The following is a 14854-nucleotide window of genomic DNA, read 5'->3' on the forward strand; positions in this document are numbered from 1 at the left end:
TCTCGCACGCCGGGCGCCCGCACCCCACCACCGGCCTGCTGGCGAGGGGGCGTGCGACCGCCTCTTCGCGCCGGGGGGCGGCGCGGCTAGACTGAGCCGCCGACCGACCAGGAGAGGGGCAGCAAGGATGACGGGCTGGACCAGGCTCGACGACCCCTCGCCGCAGCTGCTGCAGCAGGCGGCGGCCTCCTTCGGGCTGCTCGCCTCCACCATGCGGCTGCACATCGTCTGGGTGCTCAGCCAGGGTGAGGCCGATGTGGGCACGCTGGCCGACCGGGTCGGCGGCACCCTGCAGGCGGTCAGCCAGCACCTGGCCAAGCTCAAGCTGGCCGGCATCGTCTCCAACCGCCGCGAGGGCCGCCGCCAGGTCTACGGCGTGGAGGACCCGCAGGTCGCCACCCTGGTCCGGCTGATGATCGAGAAGCTGGACGCCGCCGAGGCCGCGCCGCTCGGCGAGCTGCACCGGCTCCGGGGCAGCGGTGCCTGAGCGCGGGTCGCGCCTGCTCCCGCTGCCCGGCATCCGGGCCAGGAGCGGCGCGACCGGCCCGGCCGCCCCGCTGGCGCCGGGCAGCCCGGCGCGGCTGAGCCGCCTCCAGGCACTGCGGGCGCTGGACAGCACCCCGCGCGGCCTGACCGAGGACGAGGCCGAGGACCGCCTCGCCCGGCACGGCGAGAACACCGTCCTGCCCGCCCCCGAACCCGGCACCGCCCGCCGGATCCGGGCCGCGCTGACCGACCCCTTCACCGCCCTGCTCACCGGCCTGGCCGGGATCTGCGCGCTGATCGGCGCCTGGGGAAGCACCGCGATACTCACCCTGCTGGTGACCGCGGCCTGCGCGCTGCGGCTGGCCGACGAGCGGCGTAGCGCCGCCGCGCTGGCCGAACTGCGGGCCCTGCTGCCGAGCACCGCCACCGTGCTGCGCCGGGCCGGCGGGGCCGAGCCGCTGGCCCGCGAGCTGCCGGCCGACCAGCTGGTCCCGGGCGACGTGCTGCGGCTGGCCGCCGGCGACGCCGTGCCGGCCGACCTGCGGCTGCTGCGCGCCGAGGGCCTGACGGTGGACCAGTCCGCGCTCACCGGCGAGAGCGAGCCGGTCGCGCGCACCGCCCCCGATCTGCCGCCGTCCGCCGCCGCCAGCCCGTACGAGGAGCCGCACCTCTGCTTCACCGGCAGCACCGTGCTGACCGGCAGCGCCACCGCGCTGGTGCTGACCACCGGTGCGGACACCCGGTTCGGCGCCGCCCACCGCCCCACCGGCGAGCCGGCCCCGGGCCGCTCGGCGGTCGAGCGCGGGGTGCGCCGGGCGGTCCGCGCGCTGGTGCTCTTCATGGCCGCCGCGGTGCCGGCCACCGTGCTCGCCGACACCCTGCTGCACGGCTGGAGCGGCGCACTTCTGCCCTTCGCAGTGGCCGCCGCCGTCGGCCTCACCCCCGAGCTGCTGCCGCTGGTGGTCAGCTCGGTGCTGGCCGGCGGTAGCGCCGGGCTGCGCCGGCGCGGGGTGCTGGTCCGCCGGCTGCCGGTGATCGGCGAGCTGGGTGCGCTGGACGTGCTCTGCCTGGACAAGACCGGCACCCTGACCAGCGGCGAGACCGCGGTGCTCGGCGGCCTCGACCCGGCCGGCGAGCCGGACCACGAGCCGCTGCGCTGGGCCGCGCTGGCCGCCGAGGCGGCCCTGCTGACCGCCGAGCCGGGCCAGTCCGACCCGCTGGACGAGGCGCTGCTGATCACCGCCGACACCGCCGGGCTGCTGGACGACTGCGAGCCGGGCGTGCTCTCGGTGCTGCCCTTCGACCCGGTGCGGCGCTGCGGCGGCGCGGTGCTGCTGGACGGGCGTCGCCGGGTGCTGGTGGTCAAGGGCGCGCCCGAGGAGGTGCTGGCGCGCTGCGCCGCCCCGGCAGGGGCGGCCCGGCTGGTCGCCGAGCGGACCGCGCGCGGCCGCCGGCTGATCGCGGTGGCGCTGGCCGCCGACCCCGCCGGGGCGACCCCGGGCGAGGACGGGCTGGACCTGCTCGGCTTCGTGGAGCTGCGCGAGGAGCCGCTGCCCGGCGCCGAGCGGGCGCTGGCCGGGCTGGCCGCCGCCGGGACGGCGCTCACCGTGCTGACCGGCGACCACCCGCACACCGCCCGGGCGCTCTGCGAGCGGCTGGGGCTGCCCGCCGACCGGGTGCTGCAGGGCGGTGAACTGGCCGGGCTGACCGGTGCCGAGCTGGCCGCGGCGGCGGCCGGCGGCGCGGTCTTCGCCCGTTGCGACCCGGAGCAGAAGGCCGCCGTGGTGCGGGCGCTGCGGGCGGCCGGGCACACCGTCGGCTACCTGGGCGACGGGGTCAACGACGTCCCGGCGCTCCGCGCGGCGGACGTCGGCTTCGCCACCGCCGGCGCGGTCGGGGCGGCCCGGGCCTGGGCCGACGTGCAGCTGGGGAGCGCCGGTCCGGCGCAGCTGCGGCCGGCCCTGGCGGCCGGGCGGGAGGCGATCGCCCGGGTCACCGCCTACCTGCGGATCTCGCTCTCCTGCAACCTGGGCAACGCGCTGTCGATGCTGGTCGGCGGGGTGCTGCTGCCGTTCCTGCCGATGCTGCCGGCCCAGGTGCTGCTGCAGAACATCTGCTTCGACGCGGCCCAGCTCTCGTTCGCGGCGGCCGGCCGGTTCGTCGGGCGCGGCAGCGGGCCGGTGCGGCTGCGCTGGGGGGCGCTGGGCCGGTTCGCGCTGGTCTTCGGGCTGCTCAACTCGGTCACCGACATCCTGCTCTTCGCGGCGATGCGGCGGGTCAGCGACGGCTTCTCGGCGCCGGCGGCCGAGGGCATGTTCCACACCGCCTGGTTCGCCGAGAACCTGGTCACCCAGGGCCTGGCGCTGCCGCTGCTCTACGGGCTGGCCGGCACCCGGATGAGGCCGCCGCGCGCGGTCTGGGCCGCGGCGGCGGCGCTCGCCGCGGTGGGCGTGCTGCTGCCGGCCCTGCCGCTCGGGCGCCGGCTGGGCTTCGCCCCGCTGCCCGCGGCGGCGTACGGGCCGCTGGTGCTGGTGGTGCTGCTCTTCACGGTGCTGCTGACCGGCGCGCGCTGGTTCTGGCTGCGGCTGGCCGACCGGGGCTGACCGGGGGCGGACCGAGGCCGACCAGGGCCGGCCGGCCGGGCCCTCAGCTCTGGGCGTGCTCCAGCATCCGGCGCAGCAGGGCGCGCAGCGCCTCGCGCTCGCCGGGGTCCAGGGCGGCCAGCGGCTCGCGGGCGAAGTTCAGCGACTCGCGCAGCTCGGCGGTGGCGGTGCGGCCGTCCTCGGTGGCGGCGACCAGCTTCACCCGGCGGTCCTGCGGGTCCGCCTCGCGGGTGACGAAGCCGCGTACCTCCAGCCGGTCGACTATGCCGGTGATGTTGGAGGGCTCGCAGCTGAGCGTCTGGGCGATGTGCCGCATCGGCATCGGCCCGCGGCGCAACAGGCCCAGCACCTTGGCCTGGGCGCCGGTGAGCGAGCGCGCCGCTGCGGCTTCCTCGTACTCGCGGTGGAAGATGGCCACCAGACCGGCCATCAGATCGACCACGTCCCGGGTCAGCTGGTCGTCGGGGCCGCCCGGGCCCTGCGTGTCGGACTGGTTCTCCATACCGCCCAGGGTACCCGAATACTTGACATGGTGAACCTTTCAGGTCCACTGTTTAGTTCACCTGGTCAATCTTTCAGGTACCCCGACATTCCGAGGAGCACCCTCCATGGCCGAGCAGCCGCTGCCCGCCACCGCCCGTGAATGGCACCTGGTGTCACGCCCGAACGGCTGGCCGGTGCCGGCCGACGCCGCGCTGGTCGAGGCGCCGGTCCGGACCCCCGAGCCGGGCGAGGTGGTGGTCCGCAACGCCTACCTCTCGGTCGACCCGTACATGCGCGGCCGGATGAACGACGTGAAGTCCTACACCCCGCCGTTCAAGCTGGGCCAGCCGATGGAGGGCGGCGCGGTCGGCCACGTGGTGGCCTCGGCCGCCGAGGGCTACGAGGTCGGCGACGCGGTGCTGCACTTCCAGGGCTGGCGCGAGTACGCCACCCTGCCCGCCGCGCACACCGTCAAGGTGGACGGCGCGCAGGCGCCGCTCTCCTACTACCTGGGCGTGCTCGGCATGCCCGGCCTGACCGCCTACGCGGGCCTGCTCTCGGTCGGCGCGCTGGAGCCCGGCGAGACGGTCTTCGTCTCCGGCGCGGCCGGCGCGGTCGGCTCGCTGGTCGGCCAGATCGCCCGGCTGAAGGGCGCCGCCCGGGTGGTCGGCTCGGCCGGCTCGGCCGCCAAGGTGAAGACCCTGGTCGAGCAGTACGGCTTCGACGCGGCCTTCAACTACAAGGACGCCCCGGTCGCCGAGCAGCTGGCCGCGGCCGCGCCCGAGGGCATCGACGTCTACTTCGACAACGTCGGCGGGGACCACCTGGAGGCCGCGATCGGCGCGCTCAAGGTGCACGGCCGGGCGGTGCTCTGCGGCGCCATCGCGCAGTACAACGACACCGCCCCGCCGGCCGCCCCGCGCAACCTGGCGCTGGCGATCGGCAAGCGGCTGCGGCTGGAGGGCATGCTGGTGGGCGACCACACCGGCCTGCAGCCGCGGTTCGTCCGCGAGGTGGCCGGCTGGCTGAAGGACGGCAGCCTGCACTACAGCGAGACCGTGGTGGAGGGCGTGGAGCACACCATGGACGCCTTCCTCGGCATGCTGCGCGGCGAGAACACCGGCAAGATGGTGGTCAAGCTGGGCTGACGGCCCATCAGACACCCGCGCGCCCCGTCGGAGAGTCGGTCTCCGCCGGGGCGCGCGGCGTTGTCCGCGCTACCCCTGACGGGCCGTGAGCAGGTGTTCCGACCGACCGTCAGTCCGCGGCCCACGCACCGCGATAGCGTGGGCGCACCGCCGCCGTGCTACCCGATGGGGCCGTTCGGGGGAGAGATCCCGATCAGGGGTAGACCTCGCACCGGAACTGACTACCATGGTTGAAGCCTGTCCGTTTTGCTCAAGTTAGTCACCGAATGTCGATTGACCCGAGCAGAAAACGGGCAGGGAGCGAGCCAAGTGGCGCCCAGGACCGACGGCCACCGGCACGAGGCAGCTGGGGAAGGCGACCCTCGTCCACAGCCTGGAGGTCCCGGTGACGACACGTGGAGTCCTGTACATCCACTCCGCGCCCCGCGCGCTGTGCCCGCACGTCGAATGGGCGGTGGCGGGCGTACTCGGTGTGCGGGTCAACCTTGACTGGATCCGCCAACCGGCCGCCCCCGGGCAATGGCGTTCCGAGCTGTCCTGGCAGGGGGAGGTGGGCACCGCCTCCAAGCTCGCCTCCGCGCTGCGCGGCTGGCAGCTGATGCGCTACGAGGTGACCAGCGAGCCCTGCGCCACGGCCGAGGGGGAGCGCTACTCCAGCACCCCCGGCCTGGGCATCTTCCACGCCGTCACCGGCATCCACGGGGACATCCTGATCCCCGAGGACCGGCTGCGCGCGGTGCTGCTGCGGTCCCGCAGCGAGGGCGCCGACCTGGACTCCGAGCTCTGCCGGCTGCTCGGCAAGCCCTGGGACGACGAGCTGGAGCCGTTCCGCTACGCCGGCGAGGGCGCCCCGGTGCGCTGGCTGCACCAGGTGGTCTGAGCACGCCGATGCCGGGCGGCCCCCGCGGGGGCCGCCCGGCATCCGGACGGTGTGTCAGACGGTGCGGAAGGCCAGCACCACGTTGTGGCCGCCGAAGCCGAACGAGTTGTTCAGCGCGACGATCCGGCCCTCGGGCAGCGCCCGCGGCTCGAACCGGACGATGTCCGCGTCCACCTCGTCGTCAAGGTCGTCCACGTTGATCGTGGGCGGCGCCTGGCGGTGGTACAGGGCCAGCACGGTGGCGACGGTCTCGATGCCGCCGGCCCCGCCGAGCAGGTGGCCGGTCATCGACTTGGTGGCGGAGACCGCCACGTGGTCCAGGTGCTCGCCGAGCTCCTTGCGCAGCGCCTTGACCTCGGCCACGTCGCCCTGCGGGGTGGAGGTGGCGTGCGCGTTCACGTGCACCACCTCGGCCTTGTCCAGGTCCGTGTTGGCGAACAGCTGGGCCAGCGCGCGGGCCACGCCGGAGCCGGTCGGCTCGGGCTGGGCGATGTGGTGGGCGTCCGAGGAGAGGCCCTGGCCGACCGCCTCGCAGTAGACCCGGGCGCCGCGCCTGGCGGCGTGCTCGGCCGACTCCAGCACCACGACGCCGGCGCCCTCGCCCAGCACGAAGCCGTCACGGGCCTTGTCGTACGGCCGGGAGGCGTGCTCGGGCTCGTCGTTGCGCTTGGACATCGCCATCATGTTGGAGAAGGCGACGATCGGCAGCGGGTGGATCGCCGCCTCGGTGCCGCCGGCCACCACCACGTCGGCGCGGCCGGTGCGGATCATCTCGATCGCGTAGCCGATCGCCTCGGCGCCGGAGGCGCAGGCGGAGACCGGGGTGTGCACGCCGGCCTGGGCGCCGACCTCGATGCCCACGTTGGCGGACGGGCTGTTCGGCATCAGCATCGGCACGGTGTGCGGGGAGACCTTGCGCACGCCCTGCTCGCGCAGCACGTCGTACTGGTCCAGCAGGGTGGTGACGCCGCCGATGCCGGAGGCGATCACGGCGCCGAGGCGCTCGGGGTCGAGCGGAGACTCCTGGTCGGTGGCGGCCTTCTCGAAGCCGGCGTCGGCCCAGGCCTCGCGGGCCGCGATCAGCGCGAACTGGGCCGACCGGTCCAGCTTGCGGACCAGCGGCCGGGGCAGGATCTCGGACGGCTCCACGGCGGCCCGGGCGGCGATGCGCACGGGAAGGTCCTGGGCCCAGTCCTCCTCCAGCCGACGCACGCCGGAGCGGCCGGCGAGCAGGCCTTCCCAGGACGAGGCGGCGGTTCCGCCCAGCGGCGTGAACGCGCCGAGACCCGTGACTACCACGGTGCGGTTTTCAGTGGTCACTGGTTGTCTTCTCTCAACGTGTGCGGTGCGGGAGGGGGAGTGCGGGGGCCGGGGTGCCGGCGGGGCGGTGGGCCGCCCCGCCGGCGGCGTGTCAGGCGTTGGCGAGGATGTAGTCCACCGCGTCGCCGACGGTCTTGAGGTTCTTGACCTCGTCGTCCGGGATCTTGACGTCGAAGCGCTCCTCGGCGGCCACGACGACCTCGACCATGGAGAGCGAGTCGACGTCGAGGTCGTCGGTGAAGGACTTGTCGAGCGCGACGTCCTCCTGCGGGATGCCGGCGATCTCGTTGACGATCTCGGCGAGACCTTCCAGGACCTCGTCCTTGGTAGCCATCTTGGCTGCTCCTCATCGGTGTGGATGGCGCTTCGCGGGTGCGACGCGCCGACTGGCGGTGAATAAGGCGTTTGGTGTGCCTAGGGGAGGGTAACGACTGCCGCGGCGTAGACCAGACCCGCCCCGAAGCCGATGATCAGCGCGAGGTCCCCGCTCTTGGCCTCGCCGGTCTGCAGCATGCGCTCCATGGCCAGCGGGATCGAGGCCGCCGAGGTGTTCCCGGTCTCCGCGATGTCGCGGGCCACCGGCACCGACTCGGGCAGCTTCAGCGCCTTGATCATGGCGTCGGTGATCCGCATGTTGGCCTGGTGCGGGATGAAGGCGCCGAGCTGATCGGCCGTCACCCCCGCCGCGTCCAGGGCCTGCTGGGCGACCTTGGCCATCTCCCAGACGGCCCAGCGGAAGACCGGCTGGCCGTCCATCCGCAGCGCCGGCCAGTGCGGGGCCTGCTCGCCGGCGCCGTTGATCGCATCCGGCTTGCCGAGCGCGGTGTCCCAGGCCTCGGTCTGGGTGATGACGTCCTTCTGGGTGGCGTCCGAGCCCCAGATCACCTTGCCGATGCCGGGCGTGTCGGACGGGCCGACCACGACCGCGCCCGCGCCGTCACCGAAGATGAAGGCGGTCGAGCGGTCGTGGATGTCGGTCAGGTCGCTCAGCCGCTCCACGCCGATCACCAGCACGTACTCGGCGCTGCCGCCGCGGATCATGCCGTCGGCCAGGTTGAGGCCGTAGCCGAAGCCGGCGCAGGCGGCCGAGATGTCGAAGGCGGGCGCGGTCGGGCAGCCCAGCTTCAGCGCGATCTCGGTGGCCACCGCCGGGGTCTGCTTGAAGTGCGAGACGGTGGCGACGATGATGCCGCCGATCTGCCCGGGGTCGATCCCGGCCTGGGCGATCGCCTTGCCGGCGGCCTGCACCGACATCTCGGTGACGGACTCGTCCGGGCCGGCCCAGCGGCGCTCGGTGATTCCGCTGCGGGTGCGGATCCACTCGTCCGAGGAATCGATCCACCCCAGCACCTCGGAGTTGGGGATCACCCGGACCGGGCGGTAGCCGCCGACCCCGTGGATCCGGGAGAACGCGGCCCCGGTGGCGGGGCGGATCTGAGCGGCGGTCATGCGGTGGCCTCCTCGGTGCCGTGTTCGGCGATCAGCTCACGGGCCTTGTCCAGGTCGGCCGGGGTCTTCACGGCCAGCGTGACCACGCCCTTGATGTTGCGCTTGACCAGCGCGGTCAGGGTGCCGGCCGGGGCCAGCTCGATCACGCAGGTGGCGCCCAGGCCGGCGATGGTCTCCATGCAGAGGTCCCAGCGGACCGGGTTGGCCACCTGGGCCACCAGCCGCGAGATCACCTCGGCACCGGTGGAGACCAGCGCGCCGTCCTTGTTGGACAGGTAGCGGACCTGCGGGTCGGCGACCTTCAGCGAGGGCGCGAGCTCGGCCAGCCGCTCCACGCCCGGTGCCATGAACTCGGTGTGGAAGGCGCCGGCCACCTTCAGCGCGACCAGCTTCGCCTTGGCCGGCGGGTCGGCCTTCAGCGCCTCCAGCGCGTCCAGCCGGCCGGCCGCGACCAGCTGGCCGCCGCCGTTGTTGTTCGCCGCCACCAGGCCGTGCTCGGCCAGCTTGGCGGCCACCTCCTCGGGGTCGCCGCCGAGCACCGCGACCATGCCGGTCTCGGTGACGGCCGCGGCGGCGGCCATCGCGCGGCCGCGCTCCCGCACGAAGGTCAGCGCGTCCGCCGCGTCGAGCACCCCGGCGCCGGCGGCGGCGGTGATCTCGCCGACGCTGTGGCCGGCCACCGCACCGACGGTGCGGCGGGCCGCCGCCTCGTCCGGGAAGAGCTCACGGGCGGTCATCAGACCGGTGGCCACCAGCAGCGGCTGGGCGACCGCGGTGTCCTTGATCTCCTCGGCGGAGGCCTCGGTGCCGTAGTGCACCAGGTCGATCCCGGCCGCGTCCTGCCAGCCGCGCAGCCGGTCGGCCACGCCGTCCAGCTCCAGCCAGGGGTTGAGCATTCCGGGGGACTGAGCACCTTGTCCAGGGGCGACGATAACGAGCACGGTTCAACCCTCTCTCGCCGAACGCCCGAGGGCGGGTAGGCGACGGTAACGAAGAAAAGCACCTCGGATTGTGGAGTCCCTACAGGGCCGCGGAATCAGTCCGCGAGGGACTCCAACCGACCTAGGGCCAGCGCGATACGCAGCGTAAAGGCTGAACGCACGTCCGAGGGGGCGTAGCCCGTGACGTCTGTCACACGACGCAGCCGATAGCGCACGGTGTTGGGATGGACGAAGAGCATCCGGGCCGCGCCCTCCAGCGAGGAGGCCTGCTCCAGGTAGACACTGAGCGTCTCCAGCAGTGCCGATCCGGCCTCGTCGAGCGGTGTGTAGATCTCCTCCACCAGCTGGCGGCGGGCCACCTGGTCGCCCGCGAGCGCCCGCTCGGGCAGCAGGTCGTCGGCCAGCACCGGGCGCGGGGCGTCCGGCCAGGCGGCGCAGGCCTTCAGGCCGGCCGCGGCGGCGTGCGCCGAGCGGGTCGCCGAGAGCAGGTCGCCGACGGTCGGGCCGACCACCACCGGGCCGGGGGCGAACTGGCCGATCAGCGCCCGGGCGGCGTGCACCGGCTCCTTGTCACCGCCGACCACCACCACCAGGCGCTTGCCGAGCACCCCGGTGAGCACGTGCAGCCGGGCGTAGCGGGCGGCCCGGCGGATCGCCTCCACCACCGCCTCGCTGTCGCCGTCCGGCGCGCTGCCCATCACCACCCGCACCTGGCTGGGCTGGCCCCAGCCGAGTGCGGCGGCCCGGGAGAGCACGCCCTCGTCGGCGTCCCCGGAGAGCAGCGAGTTCACCACCAGCGCCTCGAGCCGGGCGTCCCAGGCGCCGCGAGCCTCGGCGGCCTGGGCGTAGACCTGGGCGGTGGCGAAGGCGATCTCGCGGGCGTAGACCAGCACCGACTGGCGCATGCCGTCCTCGTCGCCCGGGGCGGCCACCTCCGGGATCGCCTCCTCCATCACCTCGATGGTGGTGCGGATCAGCTCCACGGTCTGGCGCAGCGTGATCGCCCGGGTCAGCTCGCGCGGGGCGGTGCCGAAGACGTCGGTGCTGATCGCCTGCGGGGCCTCCGGGTGGCGGTACCACTCGGTGAAGGCGGCGATGCCGGCCTGGGCCACCAGGCCGATCCAGGAGCGGTGCTCGGGCGGCATCCGGCGGTACCAGCCCAGCTGGTCGTCCATCCGGGAGATGGCGGCGGTGGCGAGCTTGCCGGACGCCTTCTCCAGCCGCTTGAGGGTGGCCGAGCGCAGCTCGGCGCGCTCGGCGGCGAGCCGGCGCTCCACGGCGGTGCCGCCGGAGGTCGCGGTCTGGCGCACCTTGCGGTCGGCGGCGGCCTTCGCGGCGGCGGACTGCCCGGCGGGGGCCTTCACGGCAGGTTCCTGGGCGGACGGATCAGAGGGGTCTGGCACAGGAACAAGACTGCCTCACCGCGCGCGGTGCTTGCGCACGCCCCCCGCGGCTCTGCCGCTACGGTGGGTCAGGTGACCGACCCTGCGCGCCCACGGGCCGACCTGCGCCGTACCGGTGAACGGTATACCTCCGAGCCGAGCGCCGGGGTGCTGACCCGGCACGCCTTCTCCTTCTCCGGGCACTACGACCCGAAGAACCTGCACTTCGGCGCGCTGCTCGCCTGCAACGAGGAGACCCTGGCGCCGGGCGCGGGTTTCGAGGAGCACCGGCACCGGGACACCGAGATCCTCACCTGGGTGCTGGAGGGAGCACTGGCGCACCGCGACACCGACGGGCACGCCGGGGTGGTGCGCCCCGGGATGGTGCAGCACCTCAGCGCGGGCTCCGGGGTCTCGCACACCGAGCGCAACGTCGGCGGGGCCGACGTCCCGGTGCGGTTCGTGCAGATGTGGCTGCAACCCGATGTGTTCGGCACCGATCCGGCGTACGGCCTGCGCCGCGCGCCCGCCGGTCCCGGGCTGACCCTGCTGGCCTCCGGGATGGCCCGGGACGCCGACGGCGAGGCGTTGCGCCTGCGCCGCTCGGACGCCGCGCTCTGGGTGGTGCGGGCCGGGCCCTGGGAGGCGCTGCCCGACCTGCCGGAGGCGCCGTTCCGCTACGCCCACCTGACGGCGGGTTCGATCGGCTACCGCACCATCCCCGGCCCGCGCGGCCAGGGCCGCTCGCTCACCCCCGGCGACAGCGTGCGGGTCACCGGCGAGGCCTTCGCCGCGCCGGTCGCGGGGGAGGACGGGGCGGAGCTGCTGCTCTGGGAGATGCACTCGGGGCTGCGCTACGGCTGAGCCGGACCGGCCTCCGTCCAGAAGCCGGCGAGCAGGGCGTTGACCTCGGCCGCCCGGTCCTGGTGCGGCGCGTGGTCGGCGCCGGCCACCAGCACCCGGCGCCCGCCGATCCGCTCGGCCAGGTGGGCGCCGAAGGCCAGGAACGCCTCGCCGCTGAACGCCCGGTACTCCGGGGCGGCCGAGCTCCAGTCGCCGTTCAGCACCAGCTTCGGGTAGCCGGCGGCGGCCAGCGGCTCCAGCGGCAGCACGGCCTCCCAGAGCACCCGCTCCGCCATCGCCGAGGCAGTGGCGCGCAGCCGGCGGGGCGTCAGCTCCGGCATCGGCAGGCCGTACTCCTCGGTGGAGGCCCGCAGGTACTGCTCCGGGTCCATCGGCGGGCGCCGCTCGCCGAAGGCGGCCCGGAACCGGACCAGCGCGGCCGCGACCTCGGGCACCTCCCGCTCGGCGGTGGCGAAGGCGGAGGGCTCGATCAGCGCCAGCGAGCGGACGGCCGCCGGCCGCTCGGCGGCGGCCAGCAGCGCGGCGCCGGTGCCGTAGGAGTGGCCGACCAGGTGGGCGGGGGTGTCCAGCAGGCCGAGCAGGTCGGCGGCGTCGACCTCGTAGTCGCTGCGGGCGGTGTCCGGGCCGGCGCCGAAGCCGCGGCGGTCCATCAGCTCCAGCCGGAAGCGGTCGGCGAGCGGGCGCTGGCCGGCGAAGCACTCGGTGCCCCAGGTCATGGTGCCGTGCACCAGCACGACCCGTTCGGCGGCCGGGCCGTCCTGCCAGACCGTCACCCGCACCGGTTCGTCTGCCATGCATTCGATCCTATGGTCCGTCAGGCCTGCTCGGGAAGGCCGCCCGAGCAGGCCCGGAAGCGGGCCAGCAGGCCGAGCGCGGGCGCGCTCTCCGCGTCGAAGCCGAGGACCGTGGCGAGGCCGTCCGGGCTCGGCCGCGGGCCGATCAGCTCGGCGCCGTGGCAGCGGAAGCAGAAGGCGATCTCGAGCAGGAAGCCGGTGCGGTCGTGGGCGCGGAGCGCGTAGCCGGGGGCGAAGCAGCGCCGCATGTCGTCCGGCGGGAGCGCCTGGACCGCGGCCACGGCCCGGGCGGCCGGCTCGCCGGTCCAGACCGCCAGGGCTTCGGCCGCCCAGCTGGGTCCGTCCGGTCCCGCGGCACGCCGTTCGCCGGTGCGGAAGACCTCGAGCCGGGTGGCGCCGGCGAGGGATTGGGCGAGGGGGTGCGCGGCGAGCGGCTCGGGCAGGTCGAGGAAGTCCATGGGCTCAGCATCCCCGACCCGGGCCGGCGGCGACCAGCACCTGACGGGGACTCACCGCCGCCACCCTGCCTGCTCAGGCGGACTCGACGTCAAGCGGGAGTTGACGGGCCCTTCGGGTGACGCCCCGGCGGTTCGGCGGCCGGCCCGCTCGCGGCGCGGCCTAGCCTCGGGGCGTGACGACTCCTACGGATGCGCGGGTCGCGGTGCTGGGCCTCGGCGCGATGGGCCGGGCGCTCGCCGGCGCCTTCCTGACGGCCGGTCACCGCACCGCGGTGTGGAACCGGACCCCCGGCCGGGCCGCCGAACTGGCCGCCCGCGGAGCCCTGGTGGCCGACTCGGCCGCCGGGGCCGCGACGGCGGCCGAGCTGGTGGTGGTCTGCCTGGCCGACCACGCCGCGGTGCGCGAGACCCTGGCCCCGCTGGGCGGCGCCCTCGCCGGCCGCACCCTGGTCGACCTCACGTCGGGCTCCCCGCCGGACGCCCGCGACACCGACGACTGGGCCCGCGCCCACGGCGTCGACCACCTCTCCGGGGTGATCATGACCACCCCGCCCGGCATCGGCACCCCCGAGGTGCTCCAGCTCTACGCCGGCCCGCGCCCCGCCTTCGACACCGCCCGCCCGCTGCTCACCGCCCTCGGCGAGCCGCTGTACCTGGGCGCCGACCCCGCGCTGCCCTCGGTCTACGACACCGCCCTGCTCGGCCTGATGTGGGGCACCCTGACCGGCTGGCTGCACGGCGCCGCACTGCTCGGCGCCGAGGGCCCGGGCGGCGGCGTCACCGCCACCGCCTTCACCGAGGTCGCGGACCGCTGGCTCACCACCGTCCGCGCGTTCATGCGCGGCTACGCCCCGCAGGTCGACGCCGCCCACTACCCGGGCGACGGCTTCCCGCTCACGCTGCACTCCAGCACCATGGACATCCTGGCCCATGCCAGCCGGCTGCGCGGAGTGGCGGCGGAGTTCCCGGAGCTGCTAAGGGAGTTGACCGGCCGTGCGATCACGGCCGGGCACGGGGAGGACAGTTATGCGCGGTTGGTGGAGTTCATCAGGGTGCCGTGACGGCGCTACGCCTTGGCGCTCGGCAGGTGGCCGTCCTGGGCCTGCTGGGAGCGGGTGGCGAGCATCCGGGCGAGGGGGGTGAAGGCGGCGGTGTCGGCCCGGCCGGTGTTGTAGTCGAGGAGGAGCACGGTGGTGCCGACCCGGGCGATGACCTCGGTGTCCGAGTCGGAGGTGAGGGCGGTGGAGCGGTCGCCGACGGTGGCGAAGGAGTAGGGCTGGGCGTTGTCGGTGAGGTTGGTGGAGGCCAGCATCGCGTCGAAGAGCCGGTCGGCGTCGGCGGTGCTGGTGGTGCTGAAGACACCGAAGCCGAGGCTGACCGACCGGCTGTCCTTGAAGCTGACCTCGGCCACCCCGGTGGTGAGGTGGCAGGCCTCGGTCTGTTGGGCGCCGCTCGCGTTGCTGCAGTCCGGGGTCTCGACGTTCGGGCTGTCGTCCGGGGTCCAGCCGGCGGGGAGGTCGGCCAGGGCGGGCAGCACGGTGCGCAGCCGGTCGTGGTCGAGCGCCGTCGCGCGGTGGCCGCTGCTGAACGGGTGGGAGCCGTACTGCAGGCCCAGGGCGATCAGGCCGGCGATCACCACCAGTGAGCCGGCCAGGATGGCCGCGTTGCGCCCCGTGCGCGCGGGCGGGGCCGGGGGCGGCAGCGGGGGCGGGGTCCAGCTGGCGCGCAGGGCGGCGGCCAGGACCGGGTCGTAGGCGAGCAGTTCGGCCACGGCCAGGGTGAGGTTGCGGTGCGCCTGCGGGTCGCCCGGGGTGCGGGCCAGCTGCTCGGCGGCGGGCGCCCAGCGCGGGTGGGCCAGCAGGCGCTGCCAGGCCTGGCCGAGCAGGTGGTCGCCCAGCGCGGTGCCGGGGTCGCCGCCGCTGCGGGCCGCGCTCTGCGCGAGCTCCTGGACCACCGCACCCGCCAGGTCAGGTCCGACCCCCGACGTCATCCAGGCCCCCCACCGCTGTCACCAGTTGACGGGTACCCTGGCCGATCGGCGGGCCC

General features: G+C 74.9%; 15 protein-coding genes. 6 read left to right on the plus strand and 9 right to left on the minus strand.

From position 1 onward, the window contains the following. The first annotated feature begins 127 nt into the window (after positions 1-127). Both ACFYNO_RS11095 and ACFYNO_RS11100 read left to right on the plus strand, forming a co-directional pair. A complete protein-coding gene (locus ACFYNO_RS11095; RefSeq protein WP_388008888.1) occupies positions 128-487 on the plus strand; it encodes an ArsR/SmtB family transcription factor in 360 nt (119 codons plus the stop codon). Next, complete coding sequence (locus tag ACFYNO_RS11100; protein ID WP_388008891.1) at positions 480-3089, plus strand: HAD-IC family P-type ATPase; 2610 nt, start codon at positions 480-482, stop codon at positions 3087-3089. The genes ACFYNO_RS11095 and ACFYNO_RS11100 overlap by 8 nt, the downstream gene beginning before the upstream one ends. 43 nt (positions 3090-3132) lie before the next feature. Here the strand turns inward: ACFYNO_RS11100 and ACFYNO_RS11105 are convergent, their stop codons facing one another. Beyond that, positions 3133-3591, minus strand: coding sequence for a MarR family winged helix-turn-helix transcriptional regulator (locus tag ACFYNO_RS11105; protein WP_388008894.1), 459 nt, complete (start codon positions 3589-3591; stop codon positions 3133-3135). A 106-nt stretch (positions 3592-3697) separates the two neighbouring features. Between ACFYNO_RS11105 and ACFYNO_RS11110 the strand changes: the two genes are divergently transcribed. Further along, positions 3698-4720 carry an NADP-dependent oxidoreductase gene (locus ACFYNO_RS11110; protein WP_388008897.1) on the plus strand — a complete coding sequence of 341 codons (1023 nt, stop codon included), beginning with the start codon at positions 3698-3700 and terminating at the stop codon, positions 4718-4720. A gap of 385 nt (positions 4721-5105) precedes the next feature. Beyond that, positions 5106-5600 (plus strand): DUF3145 domain-containing protein, encoded by a 495-nt coding sequence (locus ACFYNO_RS11115; protein ID WP_388008900.1) that lies wholly within the window; start codon positions 5106-5108, stop codon positions 5598-5600. Positions 5601-5654: 54 nt separating this feature from the next. Here the strand turns inward: ACFYNO_RS11115 and fabF are convergent, their stop codons facing one another. The 5 genes from fabF to ACFYNO_RS11140 form a co-directional block, all read right to left on the minus strand. Continuing rightward, a complete protein-coding gene (gene fabF, locus ACFYNO_RS11120; protein ID WP_388008903.1) occupies positions 5655-6920 on the minus strand; it encodes a beta-ketoacyl-ACP synthase II in 1266 nt (421 codons plus the stop codon). A gap of 91 nt (positions 6921-7011) precedes the next feature. Then, positions 7012-7254, minus strand: coding sequence for an acyl carrier protein (locus tag ACFYNO_RS11125; protein WP_388008906.1), 243 nt, complete (start codon positions 7252-7254; stop codon positions 7012-7014). A gap of 80 nt (positions 7255-7334) precedes the next feature. Continuing rightward, positions 7335-8369 carry a beta-ketoacyl-ACP synthase III gene (locus ACFYNO_RS11130; protein ID WP_388008909.1) on the minus strand — a complete coding sequence of 345 codons (1035 nt, stop codon included), beginning with the start codon at positions 8367-8369 and terminating at the stop codon, positions 7335-7337. Beyond that, positions 8366-9310 carry an ACP S-malonyltransferase gene (locus ACFYNO_RS11135; RefSeq protein WP_388008912.1) on the minus strand — a complete coding sequence of 315 codons (945 nt, stop codon included), beginning with the start codon at positions 9308-9310 and terminating at the stop codon, positions 8366-8368. The genes ACFYNO_RS11130 and ACFYNO_RS11135 overlap by 4 nt, the downstream gene beginning before the upstream one ends. Positions 9311-9405: 95 nt before the next feature. Next, the gene (locus tag ACFYNO_RS11140; protein WP_388009153.1) at positions 9406-10587 is read right to left on the minus strand and encodes a PucR family transcriptional regulator; all 1182 of its coding nucleotides are present in this window, start codon (positions 10585-10587) and stop codon (positions 9406-9408) included. Positions 10588-10785: 198 nt separating this feature from the next. Between ACFYNO_RS11140 and ACFYNO_RS11145 the strand changes: the two genes are divergently transcribed. Next, complete coding sequence (locus ACFYNO_RS11145) at positions 10786-11556, plus strand: pirin family protein (RefSeq protein ID WP_388008915.1); 771 nt, start codon at positions 10786-10788, stop codon at positions 11554-11556. Here the strand turns inward: ACFYNO_RS11145 and ACFYNO_RS11150 are convergent. Next, a complete protein-coding gene (locus tag ACFYNO_RS11150) occupies positions 11547-12350 on the minus strand; it encodes an alpha/beta fold hydrolase (RefSeq protein WP_388008918.1) in 804 nt (267 codons plus the stop codon). The two genes, ACFYNO_RS11145 and ACFYNO_RS11150, sit on opposite strands and share 10 nt — an antisense overlap. Positions 12351-12370: 20 nt before the next feature. Then, the gene (locus ACFYNO_RS11155) at positions 12371-12808 is read right to left on the minus strand and encodes a hypothetical protein (RefSeq protein ID WP_388008921.1); all 438 of its coding nucleotides are present in this window, start codon (positions 12806-12808) and stop codon (positions 12371-12373) included. A gap of 173 nt (positions 12809-12981) precedes the next feature. Between ACFYNO_RS11155 and ACFYNO_RS11160 the strand changes: the two genes are divergently transcribed. Next, a complete protein-coding gene (locus ACFYNO_RS11160; RefSeq protein WP_388008924.1) occupies positions 12982-13869 on the plus strand; it encodes an NAD(P)-dependent oxidoreductase in 888 nt (295 codons plus the stop codon). A 5-nt stretch (positions 13870-13874) separates the two neighbouring features. Here the strand turns inward: ACFYNO_RS11160 and ACFYNO_RS11165 are convergent, their stop codons facing one another. Further along, positions 13875-14798, minus strand: a complete 924-nt coding sequence (locus ACFYNO_RS11165; RefSeq protein ID WP_388008927.1) for a hypothetical protein — start codon at positions 14796-14798, stop codon at positions 13875-13877. Between the last annotated feature and the right edge of the window lie 56 nt (positions 14799-14854).

The organism is Kitasatospora sp. NPDC006697, from assembly GCF_042869935.1.
Lineage (GTDB): Bacteria > Actinomycetota > Actinomycetes > Streptomycetales > Streptomycetaceae > Kitasatospora.

Bases quoted from the DNA above. Each gene is read 5' to 3' on its own strand.
- ACFYNO_RS11165 (WP_388008927.1), bottom strand. From the start codon at position 14,798: ATGACGTCGGGGGTCGGACCTGACCTGGCGGGTGCGGTGGTCCAGGAG.
- ACFYNO_RS11110 (WP_388008897.1), top strand. From the start codon at position 3,698: ATGGCCGAGCAGCCGCTGCCCGCCACCGCCCGTGAATGGCACCTGGTG.
- ACFYNO_RS11125 (WP_388008906.1), bottom strand. From the start codon at position 7,254: ATGGCTACCAAGGACGAGGTCCTGGAAGGTCTCGCCGAGATCGTCAAC.
- ACFYNO_RS11095 (WP_388008888.1), top strand. From the start codon at position 128: ATGACGGGCTGGACCAGGCTCGACGACCCCTCGCCGCAGCTGCTGCAG.
- ACFYNO_RS11105 (WP_388008894.1), bottom strand. From the start codon at position 3,591: ATGGAGAACCAGTCCGACACGCAGGGCCCGGGCGGCCCCGACGACCAG.
- ACFYNO_RS11150 (WP_388008918.1), bottom strand. From the start codon at position 12,350: ATGGCAGACGAACCGGTGCGGGTGACGGTCTGGCAGGACGGCCCGGCC.
- ACFYNO_RS11130 (WP_388008909.1), bottom strand. From the start codon at position 8,369: ATGACCGCCGCTCAGATCCGCCCCGCCACCGGGGCCGCGTTCTCCCGG.
- ACFYNO_RS11155 (WP_388008921.1), bottom strand. From the start codon at position 12,808: ATGGACTTCCTCGACCTGCCCGAGCCGCTCGCCGCGCACCCCCTCGCC.